The 21221-nt window shown below is 40.5% G+C and carries 19 protein-coding genes; 4 read left to right on the top strand and 15 right to left on the bottom strand.

Annotated features, from left to right (window positions below; genetic code table 11):
* Nucleotides 1-2 precede the first annotated feature (2 nt).
* On the top strand, nucleotides 3-2405 hold the full coding sequence (locus ESV85_RS04220; RefSeq protein ID WP_146915006.1) for a TonB-dependent receptor: 2403 nt from the start codon (nucleotides 3-5) through the stop codon (nucleotides 2403-2405).
* A gap of 2 nt (nucleotides 2406-2407) precedes the next feature.
* Here ESV85_RS04220 and ESV85_RS04215 read toward each other — a convergent pair whose 3' ends face one another.
* The gene (locus tag ESV85_RS04215; RefSeq protein ID WP_146915003.1) at nucleotides 2408-2860 is read right to left on the bottom strand and encodes a DUF1905 domain-containing protein; all 453 of its coding nucleotides are present in this window, start codon (nucleotides 2858-2860) and stop codon (nucleotides 2408-2410) included.
* A gap of 33 nt (nucleotides 2861-2893) precedes the next feature.
* Nucleotides 2894-3349, bottom strand: a complete 456-nt coding sequence (locus ESV85_RS04210) for an outer membrane insertion C- signal (protein ID WP_146915001.1) — start codon at nucleotides 3347-3349, stop codon at nucleotides 2894-2896.
* A 460-nt stretch (nucleotides 3350-3809) separates the two neighbouring features.
* Here ESV85_RS04210 and ESV85_RS04205 point away from each other — a divergent pair, with 460 nt between their 5' ends.
* Complete coding sequence (locus ESV85_RS04205; protein WP_146914999.1) at nucleotides 3810-4847, top strand: putative zinc-binding metallopeptidase; 1038 nt, start codon at nucleotides 3810-3812, stop codon at nucleotides 4845-4847.
* Nucleotides 4848-4864: 17 nt separating this feature from the next.
* Here ESV85_RS04205 and ESV85_RS04200 read toward each other — a convergent pair whose 3' ends face one another.
* Complete coding sequence (locus tag ESV85_RS04200; protein ID WP_146914997.1) at nucleotides 4865-6193, bottom strand: glycoside hydrolase family 28 protein; 1329 nt, start codon at nucleotides 6191-6193, stop codon at nucleotides 4865-4867.
* 321 nt (nucleotides 6194-6514) lie between these two features.
* Here ESV85_RS04200 and ESV85_RS04195 point away from each other — a divergent pair, with 321 nt between their 5' ends.
* The gene (locus ESV85_RS04195) at nucleotides 6515-6808 is read left to right on the top strand and encodes a Dabb family protein (RefSeq protein ID WP_146914996.1); all 294 of its coding nucleotides are present in this window, start codon (nucleotides 6515-6517) and stop codon (nucleotides 6806-6808) included.
* A 34-nt stretch (nucleotides 6809-6842) separates the two neighbouring features.
* Here the strand turns inward: ESV85_RS04195 and ESV85_RS04190 are convergent, their stop codons facing one another.
* From ESV85_RS04190 to ESV85_RS04180, 3 genes are read right to left on the bottom strand one after another with little or no spacing between them, the layout of a single operon-like run.
* Nucleotides 6843-7262, bottom strand: coding sequence for a hypothetical protein (locus tag ESV85_RS04190; RefSeq protein WP_146914994.1), 420 nt, complete (start codon nucleotides 7260-7262; stop codon nucleotides 6843-6845).
* 43 nt (nucleotides 7263-7305) lie between these two features.
* A complete protein-coding gene (locus ESV85_RS04185; RefSeq protein ID WP_146914992.1) occupies nucleotides 7306-8457 on the bottom strand; it encodes a YncE family protein in 1152 nt (383 codons plus the stop codon).
* Nucleotides 8458-8463: 6 nt separating this feature from the next.
* Nucleotides 8464-10446, bottom strand: a complete 1983-nt coding sequence (locus ESV85_RS04180) for a hypothetical protein (RefSeq protein ID WP_146914990.1) — start codon at nucleotides 10444-10446, stop codon at nucleotides 8464-8466.
* A gap of 183 nt (nucleotides 10447-10629) precedes the next feature.
* Between ESV85_RS04180 and rlmF the strand changes: the two genes are divergently transcribed.
* Entirely contained in the window at nucleotides 10630-11580 is a 951-nt protein-coding gene (gene rlmF, locus ESV85_RS04175; RefSeq protein ID WP_146914988.1) for a 23S rRNA (adenine(1618)-N(6))-methyltransferase RlmF, read from the top strand.
* 158 nt (nucleotides 11581-11738) lie between these two features.
* Here rlmF and ESV85_RS04170 read toward each other — a convergent pair whose 3' ends face one another.
* The 9 genes from ESV85_RS04170 to ESV85_RS04130 form a co-directional block, all read right to left on the bottom strand.
* Complete coding sequence (locus ESV85_RS04170) at nucleotides 11739-12152, bottom strand: OsmC family protein (protein ID WP_146914986.1); 414 nt, start codon at nucleotides 12150-12152, stop codon at nucleotides 11739-11741.
* Between the two features lie 145 nt (nucleotides 12153-12297).
* Complete coding sequence (locus ESV85_RS04165) at nucleotides 12298-13425, bottom strand: glycosyltransferase (RefSeq protein ID WP_223275899.1); 1128 nt, start codon at nucleotides 13423-13425, stop codon at nucleotides 12298-12300.
* The gene (locus ESV85_RS04160; protein WP_223275898.1) at nucleotides 13401-14549 is read right to left on the bottom strand and encodes a glycosyltransferase family 4 protein; all 1149 of its coding nucleotides are present in this window, start codon (nucleotides 14547-14549) and stop codon (nucleotides 13401-13403) included. Before ESV85_RS04160 ends, ESV85_RS04165 begins: the two co-directional genes overlap by 25 nt.
* 15 nt (nucleotides 14550-14564) lie before the next feature.
* On the bottom strand, nucleotides 14565-15695 hold the full coding sequence (locus ESV85_RS04155; protein ID WP_146914982.1) for a glycosyltransferase family 4 protein: 1131 nt from the start codon (nucleotides 15693-15695) through the stop codon (nucleotides 14565-14567).
* A gap of 136 nt (nucleotides 15696-15831) precedes the next feature.
* Entirely contained in the window at nucleotides 15832-16650 is an 819-nt protein-coding gene (locus tag ESV85_RS04150) for a class I SAM-dependent methyltransferase (RefSeq protein WP_146914980.1), read from the bottom strand.
* A gap of 1 nt (nucleotide 16651) precedes the next feature.
* Nucleotides 16652-17557: a class I SAM-dependent methyltransferase gene (locus ESV85_RS04145; RefSeq protein WP_146914979.1), complete on the bottom strand. Its 906-nt coding sequence runs from the start codon at nucleotides 17555-17557 to the stop codon at nucleotides 16652-16654.
* A 45-nt stretch (nucleotides 17558-17602) separates the two neighbouring features.
* The gene (locus tag ESV85_RS04140; RefSeq protein ID WP_146914977.1) at nucleotides 17603-19018 is read right to left on the bottom strand and encodes an O-antigen ligase family protein; all 1416 of its coding nucleotides are present in this window, start codon (nucleotides 19016-19018) and stop codon (nucleotides 17603-17605) included.
* A complete protein-coding gene (locus ESV85_RS04135) occupies nucleotides 19009-19944 on the bottom strand; it encodes a glycosyltransferase family 2 protein (RefSeq protein WP_146914975.1) in 936 nt (311 codons plus the stop codon). The genes ESV85_RS04140 and ESV85_RS04135 overlap by 10 nt, the downstream gene beginning before the upstream one ends.
* The gene (locus tag ESV85_RS04130; protein ID WP_146914973.1) at nucleotides 19928-21217 is read right to left on the bottom strand and encodes an oligosaccharide flippase family protein; all 1290 of its coding nucleotides are present in this window, start codon (nucleotides 21215-21217) and stop codon (nucleotides 19928-19930) included. Before ESV85_RS04130 ends, ESV85_RS04135 begins: the two co-directional genes overlap by 17 nt.
* Nucleotides 21218-21221: the final 4 nt, after the last annotated feature.

Here is a 21221-nt window from a genome sequence, read left to right as displayed (position 1 = left end):
TAATGAAACCAGTTTTACTGCTTTTTACACTTTTAATCAGTTCTTTTCAAGTCTTTTCTCAAGGAATAATCCGCGGGAAAATCACTAATCCGGTGAATAATCAGCCCGTTGCTTTTGCCAACGTGCTGATACTAAACACAGAGTTGGGAGCCATTTCGGATGAAAATGGTCTGTATGAAATCACTGAAGTTCCAACTGGATTATACAATGTGCGCGCAAGTTTTGTGGGTTTCAAAAACAAAACTGCTTTTGAAGTTCAGGTGACTTTAGCTAGACCTGTACAGTTGGATTTTGAATTGATAGAAGATGCCTCTGAGCTGTCTGAGGTGGTGGTCAGTGATGAGTTTTCTCGCTCTGAAGAAACACCACTATCTGTAAGAAAACTTAATGGGAATGAAATAGAGCGGTATCCTGGCGGAAATCGGGATATCTCCCGTGTGATACAAGCATTACCCGGAGTGGCGAGTACCCCGAGTTTTCGGAATGATATTTTGATCCGAGGCGGAGCGCCAAATGAAAATAAGTTTTTCATCGATGAAATCGAGGTTCCTGTGATCAATCACTTTTCAACACAAGGTTCATCTGGTGGTCCAGTGGGGCTGTTGAATGTTAACCTGATTAAAAACGTGGATCTGATTGCTGGTGGATTTCCTGCCAATCGCATGGATGCGCTAAGCTCCTTTTTTGAATTTCAACTTAAAGAAGGACGGCGCGATAAAATGGCAACTCAAGTGACCGTGGGAGCTTCAGAATTAACTTTGTCTAATGAAGGTCCTATCGGAGAGAAAACCACTTATCTGCTTTCTGCACGGCGCTCGTACTTACAGGGCCTTTTTAAGTTAATTGGTTTGCCTTTTCTCCCAACCTTTAATGACTTTCAGCTGAAAACTACCACCAAGCTCAATGATAAAACTGAGCTAACTTTTATAGGAGTTGGGGCGATCGATAAATTCGTACTTAATCAAGATGTACCTGATGACGAGACAGAAGAAGATCGCGAGAACCGGCTTTATCTTCTGGACGTACTTCCAGTGCAAAATCAGTGGAATTATGCCACTGGCGTGAAGTTAAAGCGATTTCGTGAGAATGGTTTTTGGACATTTGTGCTGAGCAGAAATATGCTGAATAATCACTCCGTGAAGTATGCAGGCAACGATGAGAGCTCACAGGACAACTTGCTTTTTGATTATTTGTCCCAAGAATCTGAGAATAAATTCCGCGCTGAAAACAGCATTTTTAAAGGCGGATTTACGGTGAAATATGGCGTCAATTACGAGTATTCCAGGTATTACATCAAGAATTTTGACAGATCTACCCTAGCGAATTCTGGTCAGACAATCGATGTGGAATCGACTTCAAATTTCAATCTCTATGGAGGATTTGTGTCGGCAAGCAAGTATTTCAATAACGAGCGTTTATTGATCACAGGTGGAATAAGAATGGATGGAGCAGACTTTGGTGCGACTGCCAAGAACCCATTGAATCAACTCAGTCCACGTATTTCCTTCTCCTATCAATTGAAACCAAATCTCTTTGCGACAGCTAATGCAGGGATTTATTACCAGAAGCCCTCATATACTGTTTTAGGATATAAAGACAGCGAGGGCCAGCTTATCAATCAGCTAAACGACGTGCGATTTATCAGAAATTCTCAGCTTATCGCGGGCATAGAGTGGTTGGTTCCGGTGAAAAACCGTCGGTTCACCGCAGAGGCTTTTTATAAGAAATACAGCAATTACCCATCTTCCGTCCGCAATGGAATTTCTCTGGCAAACCTAGGCGCTGACTTTGGAGTAATAGGAAATGAACCTGTGGAATCCAACTCAGAAGGAAGGGCCTACGGTTTGGAAATGCTGGCTCAGCAACGTCTTTTCAATGATTTCTATGGCATCGCCGCGCTTACATTAGTTCGTAGTGAATTCACTAATCCCAATACCGATGGATACATCGCATCCTCTTGGGACAATAGGTTTATCGTGAGTTTGACAGCAGGTAAGCGATTTGGAAATAACTGGGAAATCGGCGCTAGATGGAGATTTTTGGGCGGAACGCCTTACACTCCTTACGATTATGAAAAGTCAAGTCTGATCAGCAACTGGGATTTAAGAAATCAGCCGACGTTGGATTATTCACAAATAAATGCAGTTAGATTAAGCGGTTTTCACCAGTTGGATTTGAGGCTGGACAAGAAATATTACTTCCAGAAATGGAATTTGAATTGGTATGTGGACATACAAAATGCCTATAATTTCAAAGCTGAACAGCCACCGCTATTGGTTCCTCTACGTGACGGAGAGGGAAATATACTAGTAGACTCCAGTGATCCTAGCCGATACCAGCTGAAGTATCTCAGCAACCCAGCAGGATCCCTTTTACCAACAGTAGGTTTGATTGTGGAATTCTAAGCTTAGTGTAAGGAATCAAGCAACTTGATAATCCGATCAGATATAACGTCGATTTTATCGCTGCTATAAATATATTCTATCCAGTGCTTTTGATCTGATTCGGATAGCTTTTCAAAAAGCTCAAACTTCCCAGGATCATCTTTGAGGCAATCTATAATTTCCTGTGGGAGTTGATCCGGAACATCAACTTTAAAGAGCCGCATAACGACTATATCGCCCTTCTCTTTTCCCATTTCTGTACGGATTGGTTTAGCTATGGGGAGAAAAATATAGCCATTTCCCATAGGCATAAGATGTTTTCCTTCGAAAGGAAAATCATCTATAAATCCAGATACTTTCATCATCCCAAAAGCTTTGGAAGTCGATATGGTTTCCTTCGGGAATTTGACGAAAGTCCACCCTCCTTTTCCAGGAAACCGCTCTAATAAAAATTTTCCTTCGGCTAAAAGTTTCATAAAAAAAGCAGGCTGTAAGCCTGCTTAAGATATTTAATTTACTTCATGAAAGCGCCAACGTATATTCAAACCAAATTGATCAGCGAAGAAATTCGTGTTTTCGATGAGACGAAAATTAGGTCGCCAATCAGCACCAATTACGATGGGTACATCATCGAATGCATATTCAATACCGGCCTCTCCAGCCACACCCAGACCAAATGGATCTCCAATAAACAAAGATGGACCAAAGCCTAGGTAATAGTTGAATTCACTTGTGCCTACAGGTTTATAGATTGGGTTCCAAAGTGCGTCGATCCCCACTCCATTTCCTCCAAAACTTACATCTGCATGAACTCTGCTGAATTCGCCAAGCGCGAAAACTCCATCTACAGCAACATTATTGCCATTAAAGTTACCAAAACGAATACCCAATTCTTGAGCATTTGCCTGATAGAAGCTTGCTGTAACTAAAAAGAGAACAAGCCCTAAGAGTTTAATCTTTTTCATAAAAGGTGGTTTAGAAATTATATATAAGCTACTTAATTATTTGCCCGTCGCAAAAAAGTCATGTGAACAGTTCCTGCAAGGATTAAGCCAAGAGCAGCAACCATTCAACAGAATCAGAGCTTATCAAAGCAAATTAGCCCACAAATATAGCTTGGTAAATGATCCTCGCACAAGCAAAAAAGTCACAATAAATTCTACAACTAGCTTTCCTTTCTAATTTCTATCATCAAGAGTTAAGATGGCACATTTGGGAAACAGTGTCTCATGCTGTGACTAATACTTCCCCTTAGCCTCCAAATTATCTTTTTCCTGTTTTCGTTAGACGCTTATCAGGTATCAACAACATACGGCTTAGGCAGGAATTTTCTTGTTCCCCAATACGGATTAGCAGAAAAGCTATGTACTGGCCTGAAATATGAGTCAAACTTCTACTTATCTTTCATCAACTAGTCGACATGATATGAAAATTTTTGAATGTGGCAATTGCTCGCACCCATTGTATTTCGAAAACGAAAGCTGCGAAAAGTGCGGCCACCTCTCTGGCTACTTTGGTGACAATTTCATGATCCTGACCTTCGATCCAACAACCTCTCATTTGATTTCGGATCGGGATGGGAATACGTTCAAATACTGTGAAAACAAGGGGTTTGGGGTGTGTAACTGGCTTATACCTGCCTCCAATGAAAATCATTTTTGTAACGCATGTGAGTTGAATAGGACTATACCGGACTTATCTGACAACGAGAACTTTCCCAAATGGCAGAAGCTTGAAGTGGCAAAACACCGGTTAGTTTATCAGTTGGAAAGGCTAAAACTACCTATCCCAAGTAAGGAAACGAATGATTCTGAAGGCTTATGTTTTGATTTTATTTCAAAAGGAAGACGAGACAAAATCATGACTGGACATGCGAATGGCGTGATTACCATTTTACTTTCAGAAGCTGATTCTGTTCATCGTGAGCAGATGAGAAAGCAACTTTCCGAACCATACCGCACACTGATTGGTCATTTCAGACATGAAGTTGGTCACTACTTTTGGGATAGACTGGTTGCTACTAATCAGTCCGTACTGAATGATTTTAGAAATCTTTTTGGAGATGAAAGAGCCGACTACGGCGACTCGTTGAAAAGATATTATCAAACCGGAGCTTCACAAAACTGGCAGGATAACTTTATCAGCCAATATGCAACTTCACATCCTTGGGAAGACTGGGCGGAAACCTGGGCGCATTACCTTCATATCATGGACATGTCCGAGACCTCCTATTTTTTCGGCATGTCAGTAAATCCTCTACTGAATGATAAAAGCTTATGTGGATCCATCGCATTTGATCCCTATGAAATCAAGGACTTTGGTAGCATTTTCAACGATTGGATGCCTTTATCTTTTGCCATCAATAGTCTAAATCGCTCCATGGGCATCCCAGATGCTTATCCATTTGTGGTAAGTCCCACAGTAGTGAAGAAAATGACCTTTATCCACCAATTGCTTTTCTAAGCTGTATAAAAGAATTTCTACTCGATCATTTTTCCGTTCACCTTCACATTTTTCACCTCAAATCCCTTGACGAAGGAAGGTTCAAAATCAGCTTTGGTAGCACGTATGTTTAGGTTTTCAAATGTAAAATCAGAAAGTCTATCATGCTCAGTGATGGCTACGTCAAAGAAAATCTCACAGTCCAGATCTATGTTTTTCATCGTGATATGATCAGAATAGGAAATTGGCACTTGCTCTTTTCCCTTCAAGTCAAAAAACTGAGTCCATGGCTTCACATAAAGAAAACTATGAGCTTGCCCTTTGATATTTTCCACAGTGATATACTCGTAATGCTGAGGGGTGTCGGGACGCATTTTCAGCCAAAGTAGGCGGACAGCATCTTGCACTTTGATGTTTCGCATAATCACATTCTTGTTGTGAATGGATTCGCTCCCGCAAGTCAGTGCGGAATGACAAAAGCCAAATTCACTGTCTTCGATAAGAATATTAGTATTCTCGCCATTGTTCGGGTCTGTATCTGCCCAAGGTCCTTTGCCGCCCTTGAGCGCAATCGCATCGTCATTTACAGCTAGGTAACAGCCTTTGATCAGCACATTGGACACTACGTCCAGATCAATCGCATCGGTGCTTGGAGCCTTCACCGGCTGATGCGGAGAGGTGATTCTTAGGTCAAGGAGCTTGATATTATTGCTTTGATAATAATGACTACTCCAGAAGCCCGCATTGATCAAACTGACATCTTGCAGTTGGACGTCATTACTTTTCCAAATAAATACCAAACGAGGTCGTGACACTTCCAGATTGGTACAGTTTGGATCTTCCTTTCTGCGCTGCCAAAAAGCCTCCCAGAATTTCAATCCATTGCCATTGATCGTACCATGACCAGAAATAGTGAATCCATCCACCCCATAAGCATTCACCAAAGCGGCAAAGTAATCCAAGTTTTGACCCTCCATCCGCGAAGGAAGCAATGGGTAATGGGAGATATCGTCAGAACCCTTCAGTACTGCTCCTTCGGCTAAATAGAGGTGTGTTTTTGGTTTGAAAAATAGCGCCCCACTAAGGAAAGTACCTTTTGGAACGATAATTACACCTCCACCATTTTTCGCAGCTTGGTCGATTACTGCCTGTATTTGCTGAGTTTGAAGGAGTGAGCTATCATTTTTTACCCCGAAATCTGTCAGGGTATATTGCTTGCCCAAGTCTTCTAATTTGACTTTGGAATAATCATGAAACCAGTCAGAAATTGGCGTACCATCTGGCCACAGATCATGGGTTGTTTCTTGGGAAAAAGCTGGCTGACTTATTAGAATGGCGAATAGAAGTGCCGATAATAGGTTTTTCATCAGTATGTTTTGGGAATTGCTTGACATCTTAAAGAAAGCTTCAAACAGAATAACTATTCAGCTAAGCTAGCCGACAAGTTATAAAAAAGTCCCGGACAAGAGCATCAGGTGCTATCCTGTCTGTAATTGCAGTCTAAGAAATATGCTACAGTGGAACAGGATAAGTAATGAAATAGTAGCGATCATAGAATCTCACCTACTTAATAAGGATAGCTTTGTATTATGAATTGGAAAACGAGATTTTCTTCTTCAATTAGCAAAAGATGAACACAATCCTTGATTTTAAATAAATTTCAATCAACATAAATAAAATACCATCGAATGATCACACACAGCGTTTTCTTCAAATTGAAATTCCCTAAAGGCTCCTCAGAGGAAACCACTTTTTTATCTGCCGCAGCGAGATTATCTACTCTGCCAAGAGTGATAAATTTTGCCACATTAAAGCAAACCAGTACCAAGAATGACTTTGATTATGGGCTTACGATGGAGTTTGAAAATCAGGAAGATTATGATGGGTACAATATTCACTCAGAGCACGTCCGTTTTGTGGATACCTACTGGGAGGCCTATGTGGAGAAATTTATGGAGATCGATTATGAAGTGATTGGATGAAACAACACCCTCGATCTTGAGTCATAGACAGCTTTTATCCTTTCTTAGAGAAAAGCACTTTTAATGTGCCTGTGGACCATAGTGCCCAAGCAATCAATACCGGCTGAAAAAATAATCGGATTAAACGCTTTTGATCTGTATCTAGACCAAAAGCATCCGTACCATTGATGTATTGGGCAATGTTTCCAGGGAAAATCAATACATAGAAAATGGCAAGAGCTATACCGATTTTCACCTTATGCTTTGCCAAGAAAACCATCCCGAAACCCAGCAAAAACTCTACTATTCCAGACAGTAAGACTACTAGGTCTTTGCCTAAAGGAATCCAATCTGGCACCTGCGCTTGAAATCCCTCCCTCTGCAAAGTCAAATGACCTATAGCCGCCCAGATCATAAAAGCTCCCAGGATAATTCTAAAAACAGTTTGAACAGTGGAAGTTTTGGGATTCTGCATTTGTCAGTTTATCAGAGCTCACTTATCCTTTGCTATTAGGCAATTACTCCATCTTCCAGAAGATAATTCCTCCAGCTTGTTTGCCCATATCTACTGAGGCTACTTTTTTTGCCTTTTGAATATCAATCACATCTAAAGTGCCCGGTTCGCCACCTATGCCTTCTACTGAAATAAAGGCATATTTACTATCAGAAGAGATCGAAACTCCGTGAGTCACCTTGCGTGTATTCTTCACTCGTGGCAGTTCCTCCCCTTTTTCAAGATCCCAAATGCCCGTTTCACCACTTCCTTTGTAAGTAGCAACGAGGTATTTTCCATCAGGAGAAACATCACAATTGTAAGGGGCTTTGCCGGTCTTAAATCGGTTAGTGATTTCCCACTTCTCCAAATCCACTTCCAAAATCTCATCAGAACCATTTCCAGCTACATACACTTTCCCATTGGTAGGATGTGGAATAGCCCAAGTAGGTTTGACAGCACTATGGTACATCGGTGCTGCTTCAGTCATCATCGCATGTCCCATTTTAGAATGGTCCATTTTGCTATGATCCATTCCGCCCATAGCTGGTTTCTCTTCCATTTTTCCATCCAAATTCAGCTTGCGAGTCACTTTCATTTTGGTGGTAGAAATCTCAAAAAGCTCTCCTGACATCATACCAACAGAATAGTGATACATGCCATCTGCGGATATTCTAGAACCATGAGGCATTACCCCTGTTTCGATACGGTCTATTTCTATCATTTCCTCTGGATCGACCACTGATACTGTACTTGGTACCATGTCACCATGCAAGTCAAAGTTCACGCAATACAAAAGTCCTGTGGCTTTTGACACTTGAAGAGACGCTGGGAAAAGGCCCAATTTAACAGACCCCACTACTTCATTTGTTTCTGTAGAATACTTGTACAAAGTACCATAAGGAATGCCATGCGCTAGTGACAAGTACCAATACTTACCATCTGGACTGATATTGATCCCATGCGGCCCTTCTATTTCAGCTGGCCAAATCCCTACTTGAATTGTCTTTTCAATGGTTGCCTTTTTCCCATCGAATTTGATCAGGGCCACTTCGTCCTCTGACTCTGCAGTGACATACACGTAGTAATCCTGCGCACTTGCAGCAAAACTGAACGTAATGCATAAGAGCAAAAGGAGCGACTTATTAAGGTTTCTCTTTAAAATAAATTGAGTCATACGCTTTTACTTAGCCTCTTCCAATTTAGTATTATTCGGTACCACGGGTGCCAATTTAGCTGACCAAAGTCCACTATTCCAATCAGAATAAAAGATATGGCCTTTGTGCGGCTGAGCTCCCCAAGTGAATGGCGCATTAGCTACATAGCCATCTGGATCCTCAGGAACAATCCAGGCGATTTCACGTCCCTGACGGTTCAGATCTCCCAACAATTCTCCGCTTATATCCACCACTCGAACACCCCCATTGTAGAAGGCGGCATATAGAATATCATCCTCAATCCAGAAATTGTGAGAACCTGCAAAAGGAACTTGGAACCAAGCAACTTCTTTTGGATTTTTGAGATCAGTGAAATCAATCACGTGTAAAAATCCAGCGGCTCTACCTGGCTTACGCCCATCTGGATCTAGTCCATAAGGAAACTCTTCGTCGCCTAGAATCACATAGAATTTGCCCGTTTTTTCATCCTTGTATGGAAAAGCAGCATGGTTTGATCCACTAGGATAAGCGTAACTAGCAAACTGCACTGGATTGGCAGGTGTACCACCAGCAATGCCGTTTCCTACATCTACTAACTGTACGCCGTCCGACCAGTTGGACGAATAGGCAATCCCATCATGTATCCAAACATCGTGGATAGAATGACCAGGAGTATCCAATTCAAACTCTCCAACAATTCTCGGGTTGGCAGGATCTTCAATATTGATGGAATAATATTTCCTGCCTGCACTTAGTGCATAGACATGATTTTTATAAATAAACACGTTATGGACTCCTCCAGTGAGATTTTCGGAGAATTCGGAGATCACTTTCGCATCTCTAGGGTTACTGACATCAATGATCACCAAGCCATTTTTTCGATTGGAAGCTCCTTCTCGAGAAATCACGGCTACTCTGCCATCTTCAGACACTTTCACGTCATTGACAGTTCGGGCATCTACTTTCACAGAATCTATCAATTCTATGCCTGCAGGATCAGTCACATCCCAGAAATAAGCTGTGCCGTCTGCTCCCCAAGTTCCGGTCACCGCGTAGTCTTTTCCATCCACTCCTTCCCATACCCATAGATCAGAAGTGTGTTTGTTGTTGACCGAACCTTGGCCTACCAAGTCAATTTTTCTAGAAATATTTCTACTGTTTGCCTGAACAGTCACTGATGCCGCTGCTGAGCCACAAGTAGCATTCAAAACATAAAGGCCTGGTGCATCTGCTGCGAATTTCCCCTCCTTGGTAATTATACCTGAAGGAGCTGCCGATACATCAAAAGATTCTCCAGTAAATGAATAGTTGATAGGGGCATCTTTTATCTCATTACCGTTTTTATCCACGGCAAGAGCAGTCAAGGTAAATACATCCCCGGATCGACCTTCCACCATATCAGACTTAAGCAAGATCTTAGCGATAGGATTATCGATCACATTTATATCTAGGGTCTCTGTGACTCCGTCTATTTTAGCAGTTATTTTGGCTTTCCCTTTTTCCTTGATGATCAATTTGTCAAAAGGAGCTATTGCCACTACATCCTCATTAGAAGAAGTCAATTCAACAATCCTTTCCGGTCTTTCAAAACCAGCTTTGTCTGTCACAGTCAGCTTCAGAGGTAAATTGATGCCTGCATAAATGTTTTTAGGAATTACTCCAAAATCCACCTTAGCAATTGCCGCAGCCTGCACCGTCACGGTAATATTCGACCTAAGTTGTGGAGCGCCAGGGCTGATCACAATTACATCGTATTCGCCATGTCGCATGGCAGTAGCCACTCCAGTGCTATCCACTACTGACAACGCACTGCTATTTGTAGAATAGAAAATGTAATCCCGGTCTGCAATCTTTTTTCCTGCGGCATCTACTACGGTAGCTTCAAGCTGTACAGTTTGACCGATTTTCATGGAAACTTTCTCTGATTTGACCTTAAGAGATAAGTCTTGTCCTTGCAGCAAACCTACAGACAGCGACAGGACGAAAACGAAGATTAAAAACTTTTTCATAGGTTGGATATTATATGGATTCTGAATTTAGGGAATCCTGACATCCAAACCATATATTATTGGGCAAATTGTTTTATTTAAATGTGCTTGGTTAGCTAACTCCCCATTGAAAATTTTGAGTGTACTTTTAGATCCTCCAAACCTGCCCACCTATTTACGTTTTGATTTCATTAAGTTTGTACGATGAGCAACAAGGCCATAAAAAGTGAACTCCATCCGCGTAATGCTCATCGTGAGCGCTATGATTTCCCAAGTCTGATCAGCACTCAGCCTGAGTTAGGAAAGTTTGTTTCGGAAAATAAGTACGGTGATCTCAGCATCGATTTCGCAGATCCAAAAGCCGTCAAGGAACTCAACAGAGCTTTGCTCAAGCATTTTTATCAGGTAGCCGAATGGGATATTCCTAAAGGATATCTTTGCCCGCCGATCCCGGGAAGAGCTGATTTGCTTCATCACTTGGCTGATTTACTTGCGCAAAGCAATGCAGGTAAGCTTCCACAGGGAAATAAAATCAAGGTTTTAGATATAGGCACGGGAGCCAATTGTATTTATCCGCTTTTGGGTAATTCTATTTATGACTGGGAGTTTGTTGGATCCGAGATCGATGAAAAAGCCCTGGATGCTGCTCAGAAAAACCTCTATGAGAACCCTAAATTTCGTGGCAAAATAACCCTGAGACTTCAGGAAAATCCGAAAGAAATACTACCTGGAATCATCAAATCAAGCGATGTATTTGATCTGGTGATTTGCAACCCTCCATTTCACGAATCCCAAGCTGCCGCAGAAGCTGCCAGCACCAGAAAGGTGAAAAACCTCAAAGGCAAAGTAGGTAAGAAGGTCACCTTGAACTTTGGTGGACAGAGCAATGAGCTCTGGTGCGAAGGTGGAGAGCTCGCATTTATCCAGAAAATGATTCGGGAAAGCGTCACCTTCAAATTCAATTGTTTTTGGTTTTCCACAATTGTATCTAAGGAAGAGCATTTAAAGGAAATTATTTTAGCCTTGAAAAAAGTAAGGGTAGCGGATCGCCAAATCATACAAATGACCCATGGCAACAAGAAAAGTAGATTTGTTGCTTGGACTTTCCTGAATCCCGAGCAGCAGGAAAACTGGAAGAAAATGAGATGGAAATAAATTTGAAATTATTGCATTTGAAATTTGAAATCTCCGAATGTCAGAAAATAAATAAGGCAATTTGAATGATTTCAAACTGCCTTATTTTACTCTTGATCTTAGGTTCTAATCTAAACTCTTGGTATTGAATCTAGACTCTCAATTTTTGACTCTTATAATCAAGCGTTCAATGTACTCTCTACGCTTATTTCCATATTCAAGGCTCTTGAGATAGGACAATTTTTCTCCGCATCTTTCACTAATTCGTCGAATTTTTCTTGTGAAATACCGTCAACTTTTGCTTTCAAAACTAAGTGAGATTTCTTTAGTGTTCCTTCTTCAAAGGTGATATTCGCAGTCACATCAAGTTCAGTGGCAGTATATTCAGCTTCCTGTAAGTTGAAACTCAACTTCATCGCGAAACAACCCGCGTGAGCAGCAGCGACTAATTCCTCGGGATTAGTACCTACACCGCTTTCAAAACGAGAACTGAATGAGTATTGAGTCTTATCTAATACTTTGTTTGGCGTGGTCAAATGTCCTTTGCCATCTTTACCTGTTCCTTGCCATACGGCGGTTGCTTTTCTGATCATATTTAAAAGATTTTAGGATTAAAAGTTATATGTAAAGTAAGGTGATAAATACTAAAAAAGTTCTCCTTTAGATCACATTCTCTACTAGCTATTCCTTCAAAAGGCTCGAGTTAGTGCACAGACAATCCTAAGTAGAAAGCAAAACCTAGCTCCTTTTAGCTAATCTCTTAAAGACCTCTAAATACTGATCCGTCACATGATCCCAGTTATACTTTTGGGTTAGACCTGATCTGGCAGAATCTCTAAGCGCTAGCATAGCATTCTCATCAGCTTCACAATTCTCTACTATACACTTTACTGAATCTGGATCTTTCTTGAAATACCATCCATGCTTTCCATTTTGAAGCATTTCCTGATTAAACGGTGTGTCCAAAGCTAAAATCGCACAACCATATCCCAAGGCTTTCAACATGGCAGGATTAGTACCTCCAAACTCATGTCCGTGAAAATATGCATAGCAATGAGAATATAGTGCAGCCAACTCATTAGGATCTCTTACATAACCCGTGAAAAATAAACGCTCATCGGATATGTTCTTCAAGCGATTTGCCCATTCATCCTGATAAGGCACATCACCGACGATGACCAAGGTTCTTTTAGAATTTGATTTCAAAAAACCTTCGACTATCAAGTCTGCGTTGTTGTCGGGAATCAAACGACCAACAATCAGGAAATATCCCTTTGAATTCAAATTCCACTTGGCGATAGGTTCTTCCTCCACTGACTCACGAGGGTTTGCTCCATAGGCAATGACTTTAGAGTCTGCATTAAACAACTCTAAGTAAACCCTCCGCATTTCGTCCGAATCATTGATCAGTTGATCATAGAATTTTGTCGCCAACTTAGACGCCCAGAAAAAATACTTTCCTCCTAGACCCTTCCATTTTGGACGAAGCCACTCCAAACCATCCACATTGATCGCTGTAGGCTTTCGGAAAAGGCTTGATATCAGTCCAAATGGGCCATTCCCACTATTCACTACCAAGATCACATCCACATCTGAGAAACATGCGTGGACCATGGAGAAAAAAGTATGTGAAAGCTGCGTGAAGCTCTTAGACTCAATCGCCGGCATATAGATGCATTCTATTCCATTGACAAACCTCGGACGCTCAGCAAATAGCGCCCGGTGATTATAAACTCTAACCTGAACACCTCTCTTCACCAGTCGCTCACCGAGTTCCTTAATCATCGTATCATAGCCACCGTAGACATATGGATACCCCTTGGCACCCATGATGGCAACTTTCATTTTCTTTTCAGTTGGCTCCATAGATGGTTTTTGAGTTTACTTTTGAAAGCTTCCAAACTGTATGATTCCAGTACTCTCACACGTCCAGCCTCGCCCATTTTCAGACGCAACTGCGCATTAAGAATAAGTTTCTCTATGGCCTCAACTCCTCTGTCCACATCAGCTATAGGAATTAGATAGCCCGTCTCACCTTCAATCACCATCTCCTCAGTTCCTCCAGATTTTGTGGCCAAAATAGGCTTTCCAGCTGCCATTGCTTCCAATACAACTGTTGGGAATGAATCAGGTAAAATAGACGGCAAAACAAAAATGTCTGTGGCTGATAAAATAGTAGGTATATCCGCTCGTAATCCAAGATTAGTAACGTTACACTTCAGTTTATCAACACTAATCTCTGACTCTATCTCCTCCAGAATTTCTTCATATCCAGGATATGGATCTCCAACTAGCACAAAGTGGCATTGTGGATAAGATTTCAAAATTTCCTTAGCAATCTCCAGAAAAAACAGCTGCCCTTTACCCGGATTGATACGACCAATCATGGTAATAATAAGCTTATCTGCAGGCAAATTAAGCTCTGACTTAGCATTAGGGTACTCCTGAAGGAATTCTCCATATGGAATCCCATTGTGGATAACTTCAGGTATGGCTATCTTCAATCGGTGACTCCAGTGATTCTTGACAGCGTTGGACACCATTATAGGAGATGCTGTTGACCCATCAAGCAACTTGCCAAGTAATTTGATAAGTGGAGCTGGGCCTAGTAAGATCTCATGGATATGCCAAATATGGGGAACCTGATTATTCTTAGCCCAATATGCCCCGATAATTACGGCCAGCGTATTCGAATAAATCAAATCAAAATTATACTCAGCATGTAGTTTATCCAGAAACCGATAGGCTTTGCGGCTTTTGCTCAACCTATTAACCAATCCCAATGGAGAGACATACTTTCGTCTCAGAATCCCCAAATTCTGAATTCTCACTTCTATGCCTTCCTCCAGAAAATAATCATGCAAAGGTCCCGGGCCAGATAATACTACCACTGGAGTAATGCCTTCGTTTTGGTATACTCTCACCACTTCAATCAGAATCCTGGATGAGCCATATAAGTCTGACGAACTATTGAGAAAGAGTACGTTCAATGTAATTCTGGGTGATTATTTTGAAAGGATTAATTTTTGAAAATCAGCTATGAATTTCTTAGCGGAGAAGTCCTGAGCTCGTGCTAAGCCACTTTCAATAAGTGACATTCTCAAGCCATTTTCAGAAGTCAAAAGTATCATTTTTTCTGCCAAATCATGCGTATCGCCAGTTTTCGAAACAAGTCCAGCTCCAGCCGAAACTTCCACCAACGCAGGCTGATCAGAATGAATCACAGGAACTCCAAAACTCATAGCCTCTACGATTGGAATTCCAAAACCCTCATTTTCGGATGGAAAAACATACCCAAAAGCACCTTCATACAAGGCTCTAACCTGTGCATCACTAACATATCCTGGCAACAGTACTTTACCTTCTAATTTAAGCTCAGTTATAAGTTTTTCCACAATAGGCAAGTCATTCATCTGAGCACTTTGTCCAGCTCCACCTGCTAGTACCATTTTAAAATCAGAGTTGGTCTTTTCTAAAAAGGCAGCAAAGGCACGAACCAACAAAGGCAAGTTTTTACGTCTGTCAAAAGTGCCAATGTGAACAAAATATCGGTGTTTATCCGCTCCCATTTTCTCTATGAAAGAAGAATCAACTTCAGCAGACATGCTTTTAGGAACTTGATAAATCACAGAGATGGGAGACTTATCACCCAAATGGGTAAGAATAGCATCACGTGAATAATTGGTGGTAGTGATGATCTCCGTGTTTTGTTTCAACCCCTTTCTGATCAAACTCAGAAAATAGGTTCTCCACCAGGCCGGATAATTCTGCGGCATTTGCCAGAAGAATGCATCATGAATCACCGTCAATCTACGACAGGATAAAGAAGCTACGGGAGAAACGAAGTCAGGACAAATCAACACATCGGCTTGATGTTTCTTAACCAAATCAGGAAGCTGAAACTCCTTCCATCGGAAATAATCCAAGTGATAATTGAGACGCTGAATTTTAGACTGAATTCCTTTAAAAGTCTGATCTGCGCTTTGCTCTTCAAGATCATGCGAAAAAACCCACTCTATATCAGGATGTGGATAAGTTACCGCAGCTTGCGCCAGTTCCATCATATACGTCTTGATCCCGGTGGTGGCAACATTGAGGTACTGTAGATCGAGGAGAACTTTCAATTTAGAATTCATGCGCACTCGTTATTGATTTTCACAGTCTTGATCATTCCTCCTACAATTAAGCCAATGCTTTTTTTCAAAGTTAAACCTATCTCAGTAATACACATATTGCAATCCTGAGCGAAAAGCATGCTTACTTTTTCCTAACCTAATACTTAGGCTCTTCCATTCCCCACTTATTTTTCTGTTTTAAATGGATTATCACTTCCAAATCATCTGCAAAAATATTGGTCATATTTCCTAGTTTCGAAAGTAGCTTAAACATCAGGTAAGGAGGTTTTAAATCGTACGATTTGTAATTATACGGATTTACCTCTACTTCGAAGTCAGGCGATAAGACTTCAAAATACTTTATAATTTCTTTGGCAGAATATTCCTTCCAGTGATGTCCATAAGTTACTTTGGAGAAAATATCATCCACTGTTATCCCTATTGATTTTAAACCAAAAGCATTCTTAATAGCTCTTACATAGCTGGGAAGAGCAAAAGCATTTGGCGTGGAAATATAGATTAGACCTCCAGGTTTCAAAACCTGATAAATAAGCTTCCAAAATTGGATAGGATTAAACGTAATATGTTCCAAAATCTCTGTGAAGACGATCAGATCATATTTATCGTGAATGTTTTTGAAAGATGTAAGTCTGGAAATATCATTTTCAACAATTGAGTTTAAGGCATATTTTTCCGCTCTTTCTTTTACAAACTCTAGTTTCCAAAATTCCTCCACATCCATAGCGTCCACCTCAAAGGACCTATTTGCGAGAAGAATCGAAGTATGCAGGTAATGGCTCCCTATCTCAAGGACTTTGATTTTCTCTGAACTATATGAAATCCTGTGATCTAATGTATCTAAAAACTGATCAAATCTTTTGAATCTGTTTTTGTGAAACTCGAAATACTCACGGTCATTTGAACCTTCCTTTGAATTCTGGTAAATATCGTTTTCAAGCGCTCTGAAATATTCCATTTTACTTCTTTCTTAAATAAAAACAAGCTTGATCGCCACAGTTCAATTCATTGTACTGATCAGCCTTTTCTTTAAATTTTAATAACTCATTTTTACTAAACTCTTTTCTGATATCAGTTCCCATATAGGATTTCTCTCTCTTATAAAGCTCCGTACCCCAAAACTGGCTATCTAAACTATCAAACGAAATATTAAAAAGCTCTAGGTCAAACCTATCAGCCAAAACTTTCATTGATTTGGTATTAGGTATAAATAGATGTCTAGGTGCATCAAGCTGAAACCAATATTCTCTCTCTTCTTTCCAGACTTTTCCATCCGTAACAGGGACCCTAATCAGCGCCTCACCCCTAGGATTTAATATTTCTACCAGCTTCTCAAAGCATCGAACCGGATCGGGTATGTGCTCAAATGAATGATGAAACATCACTAGATCATACTTATCCTCAATGTCAAAAAAATCTATCTTCTTAAGTGAAAAACCATCAAATTCTTGGGATTCATGTAAAAAAGGATCGTACCCCTCCAATGACTTGAATCCACAATAAGACAATTCTGCTAAAAGCTGACCATTACCACAACCAATATCTGCAATTCTACTTTTCTCATTTACATTCAAATGATCTAACCAATCAAAGTAACTAGGAGGCCGAAGAGAAACCCTCGATTTAAATGCCTTATACCGAAGTTTTTTTAAAATCTTAGAAAGTGGATTACTCGCCAAGTATTCTTTAAATGAATAGTAATTAGGGGGGTAATAGCTCCCAAGATCCATTGGAATATCAAGCAAAAACAAGCCCTTGCATGAATTACATTCTTTATACTCAAAGCTGCCGCCCAGTCCAAACATCCGCTCCTTGGCCATTATGACGGAATAATCGGTAGCTCCACAAACTTCGCATTCTCTCATCAGTTTTTTTAAAACAGGGTTTTTTAGGGAATACAAAAGTATAACTTAAAAATTATCAGATACTAAATTGCCACTTTGTAATCGGTAAATTCTACTATACTCATTTACAGAATAGCCCACCATCCACCAGGTAAGCCAGGCAACATAGGTGTACATTTCAGCATTGGCAGTGAAAAGTGGCAGTAGTAACCCGACTTTCACGGCAGCAGCTACAAAAGCTATTCGAGCTGCCATCAGATTTTTGGTGCGATAAAATACTCTCAAACTTAAAATCACACCAGAAGCCAGTGTTAGAATATACAAAATCATGCCAAGCCAGCCGAGTTGTACTCCATAAATAAGAAACTGATTTTCACCACCTACCCGAAGTTCTTCAGATACGCTTCCGGAATTCCCACTCATAGCCAAGCCGATTCCAAAAGGATTTCCAACCATAGAATCTAGAGCTAACACCCATTCTACCACATGGCCGACACTAGACGTACTTTCAAAAGTAAGGGTGTCCAGCACAAAGAAATAAAAATCATCACTTGCAAAGAATAGCACAAACACCACAAAAGCCAATAAACTTAAAAAGCCTGCTGCGATCAATTTGTACAAGCCGAATACAAGTGCTAAAAAGAATATCATTACGAAAAATGCAACGAATGCAGCTCTAGAGGCTGAAAAGATTAAGCTCCCTAACGAGCAGACCATGACTATCAAATACAGCCAATTAGCTTCTTTTTTGCTAGTGAGAAACCAGATTAACCCAGCTGAAAAACCCATCAAAACCGAACTAGCCATCTCTAAAGGATCGGAGAAAAAACTAGCTAGGCGTTTCGTCACAGCAGGCGTTTCGAATGTCCATGTCAGCCCAAAATTACCAGTTCTATCTATGTCGTTGATCACCTGATTGTATAAAGCATATCCTGTGAACTGTTGCAAATGAGCCCCCAAAACAAAGCTTTCTAACACATTCACTAAGAAGGCGGCAATTGCTATCGCGAAAATAATCTGAAAGATCCGCTTGATTTCGGTAGCATCGAATGTGGTATTTCTCCCCAGAAAATACACCAAGCCAGGTATCAACATGCTTTTGAAATACAGGGCCTTGTTCAAGAAGGAAGATTGTCCCAGCGGCAAAAAAAGATACAAAGCCGCCAATCCTAAGAAGCCCATCATCAACCAATCCGTGGATTGTAAGCGAAGGGGATAATCGAATATCCTACGCTGATAAATTATGAAAACTGCTACTGCAATAAGAACGGTCAGTTCTTTTAACACCTGAAAAACACTAAGCAGCGCAGTTGAGCCAGTGGCTAAATAGACAATGCTAAGTGTAGTGATGTAAAAGGGCAAAAATAACGCTAAGAAATAAATGAAATAGCTCCATTTACCTTTGAAAACCATCACTTGTACTGTCCAGAGGAAACCCGCAGCTATTGCTAATGCTAGAAATATGAAAATGACTAAGGCCATATCGGAGCTTTTTGTAATGGATCAAAAAGACCTTCTCTAATGCCTTTGGAAACAGATCTAAGCTTTTGGAATCTTCCTCTTAGGCAAAAATACACTATCCAACCTGTAAATCGGATAATATGATATCCATAGGCAAAGGGAGCTAAAATCCCAGTCACTTGCGAACGAAGTATGTAAAACTGATTACGTACATGGTAATAAAAAACTCGCGGGCTTAAGGTTCCTTCTGCATGTTTCTTCTTGGAAGATGCTCCTGCTTCATGATAGATTACTGCATCAGCAGCCAATCTAATAGCATAGCCTTTTTCCCGAAATCTCAGTGACCATTCTACATCTTCGAAATACGCAAAGTACTGCTCGTTCAGCATACCTGCTTCAAGCAATGCTTCTCTGGATATCAGCATACAGCAACCAGTAGCCCAATCGAGCGCTTGACTTTGGGCATTGTATTCTAACCTATTTCTACGATCTCCTAAAGTGATTGCTCTACCTAGTATTGAATTCCATTTTCCACCAGCACTCCAGACTTGGTCTTTAGCATGCAAAAAGCAAATTAGTGGCTGGACAACCCCAAGGCCTGAAATATTTGAAAAGCCTTCAAGCATTTTTCCCAGAAAATCCGACTCCACTTCCGTATCGTTATTTAGAAGCATAATGTGGGAAAAGTTTTCCTCCAGAGCCTTTTGAATGCCTACATTATTACCGGCCGCAAAGCCAAGATTATCCAAGTTTTCAATCAAATCAATCTCAGGAAAATTCTCCTTTAACCTTTCTCCTTCTTTGTTTTCAGATGCATTATCTACAAGAATTATCCGAAAATGAGGATAATCAACTTTTCTCAAAGAATCCAAACAAGCAGCTGAAAAAGAATATCCGTTCCAATTGATCAATATAATAGCAACAGAAATATCAGGAATAAAACTCATAGAATAGCTCACGGTTGTTTCTGTATAACAAAACTAAACAAATGCAAAAAACAGCAACTTCAGTTGTTAAAACGGAAATTGAAATCCCGACTGGACCCAAGAGAAAAGTCAATAATGTCCCTATAGCTATCATATAAGCCGACATCATCCATGAAGCTTTGAACAAGAGATCTTTTAAATCTGCGACAAGCATAAGTGTCACATTTGCCGCGTTCAAGCAAGCCAAAAACGGCACAAATGATAATACCCGCAAAAAAAGAACTGATTCTTGCAAATCCCTTTTAGATAAAATACTTATTATCCATGGTGCTAAAAAGTAGGTAGTGAGTGTTAAGAAAAAGCCCATAATTAGCATATACACATACACTCTCCGTAAAAATTTAAAAAAAAGTATTCTATCCTTTTTAAACAACTTTGAGCAATTGGGATAAATAGCCTGTACCACCATGGGAGGAAATATCCTCAAAACCATCATTACACGCTCTGCTAGACTATACATCCCCAATATCTCAGCATTGGAGAAGAAACTTAGAATAATTAATCCACCATTAATAGATATATGGCTGGCAAGATTACTAAAGAAAAACAAACCGTTTTCTTTCAAGCTTTTCCAAATCGCCAAAAACTCAGGTCGATAAAACTTGATTCCCAAAAAGGTTCGAATATATACCAGAAGGAAAAGGTTGACCCCCATCCCAAAGAATCCCATGAGGAAATTGACCCACTTACTTTGTTCAGGATTGTGGATAAACAGTACAATTCCCATCAAAAAGAGCAGTTTGGAAAAGATGTTAGCGATGCTCACCAGCTTCATTTTCTCCATACCCTGGAAAAACCAAAGAGGGAGTGTGGCTTCCGAAAACAAGAGCATCAGTGAAAACACCAAGATGATCTGATATTCCTGAAAGAGATTAAATCCGAAAACTCCAATGATTATAACAAGGCTGGCAATTGCTGCCAATAGGATCTTAGCCGAAAATATATTAGACACTATGTGTGATAGTGCCAGCTTATTTTGTTGGTTGATAGCTACCTCCCTTGGCGCACTGAGATTGTATCCAAATCCCACCAGGATATTTAGCAGGACGATTACCGAAAGGGAGAGATTTACCAAACCGAACTGATCCACTCCTATCCCCTGAATCAACAGCGGCATGGATATGATTGTAATCAGCACATTGGAAGACTGAATGATCGCCAGAAAGAGGAAATTCTGGATAGATTTATTCCTTATGAAAGTTCCGAAGGGAAGAAGACCGAGTTTTTCTAGCATGGCA

Origin of the sequence: Algoriphagus aquimarinus (assembly GCF_007997215.1) — a bacterium.
Lineage (GTDB): Bacteria > Bacteroidota > Bacteroidia > Cytophagales > Cyclobacteriaceae > Algoriphagus > Algoriphagus aquimarinus_A.
This window is presented reverse-complemented; position numbering and strand designations above follow the sequence as displayed.